Below are 5,982 nucleotides of genomic sequence, written 5' to 3'. Positions count from 1 at the left end.
GGATTTTTCCCCCGTCCAACCCATAATTAATAAATTGCTGTGTCGTTCGCGAATCGTGGCTAAAATCCCGTCGGCGATATCCTGAGCCACAGAAATTTGTGTATGAACAGAGATATGCTGCTGTCGGGCTAATCTTTCCAGACGATGAAGTAATTTGCGTCCTTCCCGTGTATCTACCTTTACTTCCGCCGGAGAACTAAGACGAGGCACAGTAATCACATAGAGACAATCTATCTCATAATTGCGTTCACTGGCGATCGCAGCAGCAATTTTAAACAAAGCAGTAGCGGTGTCAGGATTGGCAATAGGTAATAAAATCCGGCCTATTCCCACAGCTGGGGAACGAGTTTGATAAACCACATAGGAAGGGGTACTGGGTTGGGGCAGTTGACAAACTCCCCCCAATTGATCGGCTTCCACCCGAATAATATCGGTGCGGGTGATGATCCCCACCAGTTTTTGACCGTCGGTAACGGGTAAACGGGAAAGCTGATAGCGATTTAAGAGAAATAAAACATCGGTTAAAGCTGCCTGGGGGGCCACAGTAATCGGATTGGGAGTCATGATCTCCCGTAGGACTGTTTGACTGTTTTTTGATCGCCATTTATCCAGATCACTTTGGGTAAAAATCCCCAATAGTCGCCCCTGTTCCACCACGGGAAAACCGCGATGATGGGAACGGGACATAATTTTCACCACTTCCCCCAGGGGTAAATCCGCCGGCAGAATTTCCACCTGCGATTGCATCACATCCATAGCCGACAGATGGGCCAACACATCATTAGAAGGGGTTTCTTCGTTGAGAATAATACCACTAGCGGAAAGTAAATGCTGATAGAGGGAACCGGGGTGAATGCTTTCGGCAGTGATATAAGAAACGGCACAGGTCAACATCAGGGGCAGCACAATATTAAAATTGCGATGCAGTTCAAAGACAATCACGATCGCCGTTACCGGAACCCTGACTACTCCCGTAAAAAAAGCCCCCATACCGGCTAAAGTATAACTAGGTTCGCTGCCGAAACCCATCATTTTCGTCTCGATTCCCCCCACCAGAAACCCCAAGCAGGATCCCAACACCAAAGCGGGGGCGAGGAGTCCTCCCGGAGCGCCGGAACTATAGGAGATCATCGTCAGGAAAAAATAGACCACAAAAGCGAGGGCGGTATTCTGCCAACTTAATTCCCCTGCCAGCAAAAATTCGCGTAAACCCGTATTATCCCGAAAAAAGTCGGGTAAAAAGGCCACTACCGTTCCCGATAACCAGCTGACCAGACCGATGCGCCAAGCCAGAGATAACCGCCAACGCCGCTGCAGCTGGCTACAAAAAAGGATGCCTTGATTGAATAAAGCCCCCAATAAGCCCGCTAAAACCCCCAAAAGGCAATAAATGGGTATTTCTTGGGCAGAGAAGCTAATATTGGCATATTCAGTGATGATCGAGGGGGTATTCTGCAGCATCATCGAAACCACGGCCCCGGTAAAGGAAGCCACGATCGCCGTTTCTAGGGTCATACTAGAAACATCGCGCATTAATTCCTCGATCACAAAGAGGACGCCGGCGATGGGAGTAGTAAAACCGGCGGCTAACCCCGCGGCTGCCCCGGCTGCGATCATCTGACGACGGTGATCGGGACTGGTGGGCAGCCAGACGCTTAATTGGGCCGCTAGGGCTGCTCCGATGTGTACCGTAGGGGCGCGACGACCAAGGGTTAAACCACCGCCAAGGATCAGGATCGCCCCGATCATTTTTACTAGGGCGACCCGCCAAGACAGGGGCAAAGGATATTTAGCTAAGGCCGCTTTTACTTGGGGAATACCACCCCCGGCGGCCGCGGGGGAGAAGTGTTCGACAATCCAACCGGCACTGTAACCGAGCAGAAAACCGCCGAGGGGCAAAACTAGGAAAGGAGAGGAATTGGCTACTAGATGCACCCGCCAACCACCTAACCAACCGATACCCAATTTCAGGATAATAGCGGCAAGGGCGGAGAGAATTCCGATTAAACAGGCTACCAGTAAAGCATAGCGACTATCGGTTGCGCTACGTCCGAAGTGTTGGGATTTAAACCACTGACGGAGGTTTTGGTGACGGGCAAAAAGTCCCATAATTATCAGGGAGAATCAAGGCAATGGCGGAGCGAGGATTTATTTAGGGTTCTGATTCCTCGTTTCTTTAATCATAGGCCGTTAAGTTCTGTCACCGTTCACCTTGTTGCTACCAGTGGCCCTAATAGTAGTTTTTCTATCGATGGGCTAGGATCAAAGGTTGTCCCTGTCTTTGAGCGGAGGGTATTTTAAAGTTTCAAGAGAAATATAATCAGATATAGTCAAGCATGGCAATATGTGGACAGGAAACTATCAGACTAGGCAAAAAAAACAGGAATAAGTTATCGAACGGCTTGGAGGTGGTGGAAACAAGGGAATTTAACAGGCTATCAATTGCCTTCTGGTACAATTATCATAACGGATGACAACCATTCAAAACCCGACTTGATAGCTGGCACTTATGCAAGAGTTTCCAGCGCCGAAAATAAAGACAATCTAGATAGACAAGCTGACCGATTAAAAGATTATGCTGTTGCTAGAGGCCACAAAATCTACAAAGTTGTCGAAGAAGTAGGCAGTGGGATAATCGCCAACAATTAGCCAAAATTCTAGTTGACCCCAATTATGTTGGTTCAATAATTTTTATCCCTGCTCTAAATTCCCGCAGTGCTTGAGCATGATTTTCTGTATTAATACAACGCATCAATAAACCTACATCTAAACTCGGTAAAAGTTGCGATTTACTAACAGCTTCATATCCCTCATTTCCTAAACTATAAAACAATAACTCATCATTCGTCCAAAACCAAACTTCAGGAATTTGTAACCGTTTGTATGCTTCCAGTTTATTAATTCCTCCACTACTAACAACCACCTCAATCACTAAATCAGGATGTTTTCTATTTGCTCCCAACTCATAGGATTTATCACCTTCTCTTTTAACCTTTTCAAATTCATTTTCTAAGGTGACAGAACCAGTAGGAGTAAAATCTAATCCCAAAAATTCTAAATAAATTTCTAGTAAAGCACCAATACGTTCTTTGATGGTTTCGTGTTTTTTCCCTGGCATTTTTCTAATCTCCAAAACTCCATCTAAAAAAGATAACCTTAACCCTGGGCGCTCAATTAGCTGTTCAACAGCTTTAAATTCTCTCCAGGTTAGGTCACTAATTAAAATTGGTTCTGCTTCCCGTTCAATGAGTGTAGTTATCATAATTTAAACCCAAATTTAGAGAGTGAATTTTTATCAATATGATATCATCTAAAAATAGATTATCATAAAAACAGGACTTACGCAAAAAAGACCGAAAGTAGGGGTAATTCATGAATTACCCCTACGCAAGAATAAGGCGTTCAGCCACGTCTTGCGTAAGTCCTAAAAAAACATCATGCAAGCATACAAACTCAAAGGAAAAATTGATCAATCTGGTAACTTGCTGATTACCCAACCCCTGAATTTACCCCCCAGAAACGTGGAAATTGTAGTTTGGGCAGCCACAGATACCCTTGATCATACCACAACCCCAACCACTGAACCAGCACCAGAAACACCAAAAAGACCAACTAAAATCAAGGTTTTGCAAAACTGGTTTGAGAAAACCCAACCTGCACCTCCTGATTTTGATCCAGATCAAGCTAAATGGGAATATTTAAAGGAGAAACATAACCTGTGAAAATCTTGCTTGATACCAACATAATTATAGATAGTGTAAACTTAAAGAGTTCACCCACTGCCAAAATTCTATGACTCGCTGGTTTAATATTGCCGGTCCCTGTAAAGACGATATCCACTATATGCTATCTCCCACAGTACGATTACCAGATTTAGAGGAGCTAATTCAACAACGTAGTTATTTTGTCCTTCACGCACCACGACAAACAGGGAAAACCACCGCAATGTTAGCTCTAGCACAACAACTTACCGATAGAGGAAATTATGCCGCAGTCATGGTATCAGTGGAAGTAGGAAGTCCATTTAATCATGATCCTACTGCCGCAGAATTAGCAATTTTAGGAACTTGGTATAATACAATTCAAGATAGTTTACCGACCGAATTACAACCACCTGTTAAACAATGGCAGCAGGAAGAACCAGGAAATAGAATTAAGGCTTTTTTAAGAGGTTGGGCAAAAGCTATAAATCGACCTTTAGTATTATTTATAGATGAAATTGATTCTTTACAAGACCAAACATTAATTTCTATTTTACGACAGTTAAGAGATGGTTTTCCTAAACGTCCAGAAAATTTCCCGACCTCAGTAGGATTAATTGGTTTACGAGATGTGAGAGATTATAAAGTAGCATCTGGTGGTAGTGATAGATTAAATACATCTAGTCCTTTTAATATCAAAGTGGCTTCTCTGACTATGCGAAATTTTAATCTTGCAGAAGTGGGAGAATTATATCAACAACATACAGCAGCAACTGGACAAATTTTCACACCAGAAGCTATAGAAACAGCGTTTGATTTAACTCAAGGACAACCTTCGTTAGTCAATGCTTTAGCTAAAGAAATTGTAGAAAAAATGGTAAAAGATAGAAGTATTGCTATTACCGAAGAAAACATTTTACAAGCTAAGGAAATATTAATTGCTCGTCAGGATACTCATTTAGATAGTTTGGCGGAAAAACTCAGAGAAAAACGAGTGAAAAACATTATTGAACCGATTTTAGCAGGGCAAACCTTACCCGATACCCTAGCAGATGATCGCCAATATTTAATAGATTTAGGACTATTACGACGTGATCCAAGGGGAGGATTAGTTATTTCTAATCCCATTTATCGTGAAGTAATTCCCCGCGTTTTATTCCAAGGAACTCAAGACAGTTTACCTTTAATTAGTCCTAGTTGGTTGACGGCAAAAGGTGAATTAAATATTGATGCTTTATTAACAGCATTTCTCAAGTTTTGGCGACAACAGGTCGAACCATTATTAAGTAGTGCTGCTTACCATGAAATTGCCCCACATATAGTATTAATGGCTTTTTTACATCGTGTGGTGAATGGTGGGGGAGTTTTAGAAAGGGAATATGCAATTGGTAGCGATAGAATGGATTTATGTCTGAGTTATAAAGATGTAATTTTAGGGATTGAATTAAAAGTATGGCGGGATAAAAAACGCGATCCTCAAGCTGATGGAATTGAACAATTAGAATCTTATTTAGGGCGTTTGGGTTTAGATTTTGGTTGGTTATTTATCTTTGATAGGAGGAAAAATGCTTTACCAATGGAAGAAAGATTATCCACTGAAGTTGTGGTGACAGAAAATCAATATAGAATTACTGTGATTAGGGCATGATTGTTATATTTTTTGTTTCACGCAGAGGCGCTACAGTCGCAGAGAGGAGAAAGGAAAGAGGGATTTTTGCAGATTGTTTTTCTCTGTATCCTTGAAAATTGTAGAGTAAACAAATCTGGACGAATTACCATTAGGGATAACTTTTAGGTATTAGGGAAAAAGACGATTTTTCCCAGAATGCCTAGTATTCCTGTCACCAAAATTCCGACAATGCCAAGAAACCCATTAGTGCTAATATTAACCCGTGCATTCAGGTCGTCAATACGCTTTTCTATTTCCATAACTTTAGAATCTAGGGCTTTAATATCCCCTCTTATTTCTGATTGTCCTATCTCTAGCTTAGTGAGACGCTCATTAACATCTCTTTGTAAAGAGTCGATTTTTCCCTCAATCCTTGTCAGGACAGTTTCAAGGGAATAAGTTACGGTTTCGTTAGACATTTGCTAAACTCCTACTTTTGATAACTTTAATTAGGGCTTGCTGAAAAAATAAGAGGTTCTTCGTTACTTGGTATGGTTCGATAGGGGGGCATAAATCGACTAAATCCTTATCTGGCAAGAGACTTAATTGATTAGTTCGCTCTAGATAAAAAACAATTGACAAAAATCGCTAAATGCCTTTCTCTATAAGGGT

General features: G+C 41.9%; 5 protein-coding genes and 2 pseudogenes. 3 read left to right on the top strand and 4 right to left on the bottom strand.

Annotation, left to right across the window (positions count from 1 at the left end; all coding sequences use genetic code 11):
• Positions 1 to 2,109 (bottom strand): chloride channel protein (locus tag PX482_RS12855; RefSeq protein WP_288122521.1); only part of this gene is annotated, 2,109 nt, incomplete at its 3' end.
• A gap of 390 nt (positions 2,110 to 2,499) precedes the next feature.
• Here PX482_RS12855 and PX482_RS12850 point away from each other — a divergent pair.
• A pseudogene (locus PX482_RS12850) lies at positions 2,500 to 2,634 on the top strand (recombinase family protein); the annotation flags it as partial.
• A 37-nt stretch (positions 2,635 to 2,671) separates the two neighbouring features.
• Here PX482_RS12850 and PX482_RS12845 read toward each other — a convergent pair.
• The gene (locus PX482_RS12845) at positions 2,672 to 3,262 is read right to left on the bottom strand and encodes a Uma2 family endonuclease (RefSeq protein ID WP_288122519.1); all 591 of its coding nucleotides are present in this window, start codon (positions 3,260 to 3,262) and stop codon (positions 2,672 to 2,674) included.
• Positions 3,263 to 3,437: 175 nt separating this feature from the next.
• Between PX482_RS12845 and PX482_RS12840 the strand changes: the two genes are divergently transcribed.
• Both PX482_RS12840 and PX482_RS12835 read left to right on the top strand, forming a co-directional pair.
• A complete protein-coding gene (locus PX482_RS12840) occupies positions 3,438 to 3,722 on the top strand; it encodes a hypothetical protein (RefSeq protein ID WP_002761688.1) in 285 nt (94 codons plus the stop codon).
• 70 nt (positions 3,723 to 3,792) lie between these two features.
• Positions 3,793 to 5,349, top strand: coding sequence for an AAA-like domain-containing protein (locus PX482_RS12835; protein WP_288094079.1), 1,557 nt, complete (start codon positions 3,793 to 3,795; stop codon positions 5,347 to 5,349).
• A 143-nt stretch (positions 5,350 to 5,492) separates the two neighbouring features.
• Here the strand turns inward: PX482_RS12835 and PX482_RS12830 are convergent, their stop codons facing one another.
• Positions 5,493 to 5,789: a DUF4164 family protein gene (locus PX482_RS12830; protein WP_002761686.1), complete on the bottom strand. Its 297-nt coding sequence runs from the start codon at positions 5,787 to 5,789 to the stop codon at positions 5,493 to 5,495.
• Positions 5,782 to 5,982: pseudogene (locus PX482_RS12825) on the bottom strand (hypothetical protein); the annotation flags it as partial. The pseudogene PX482_RS12825 and the gene PX482_RS12830, both read right to left, overlap by 8 nt.

It is taken from the genome of Microcystis sp. M53602_WE12, assembly GCF_030065455.1.
Lineage (GTDB): Bacteria > Cyanobacteriota > Cyanobacteriia > Cyanobacteriales > Microcystaceae > Microcystis > Microcystis aeruginosa.
This window is presented reverse-complemented; position numbering and strand designations above follow the sequence as displayed.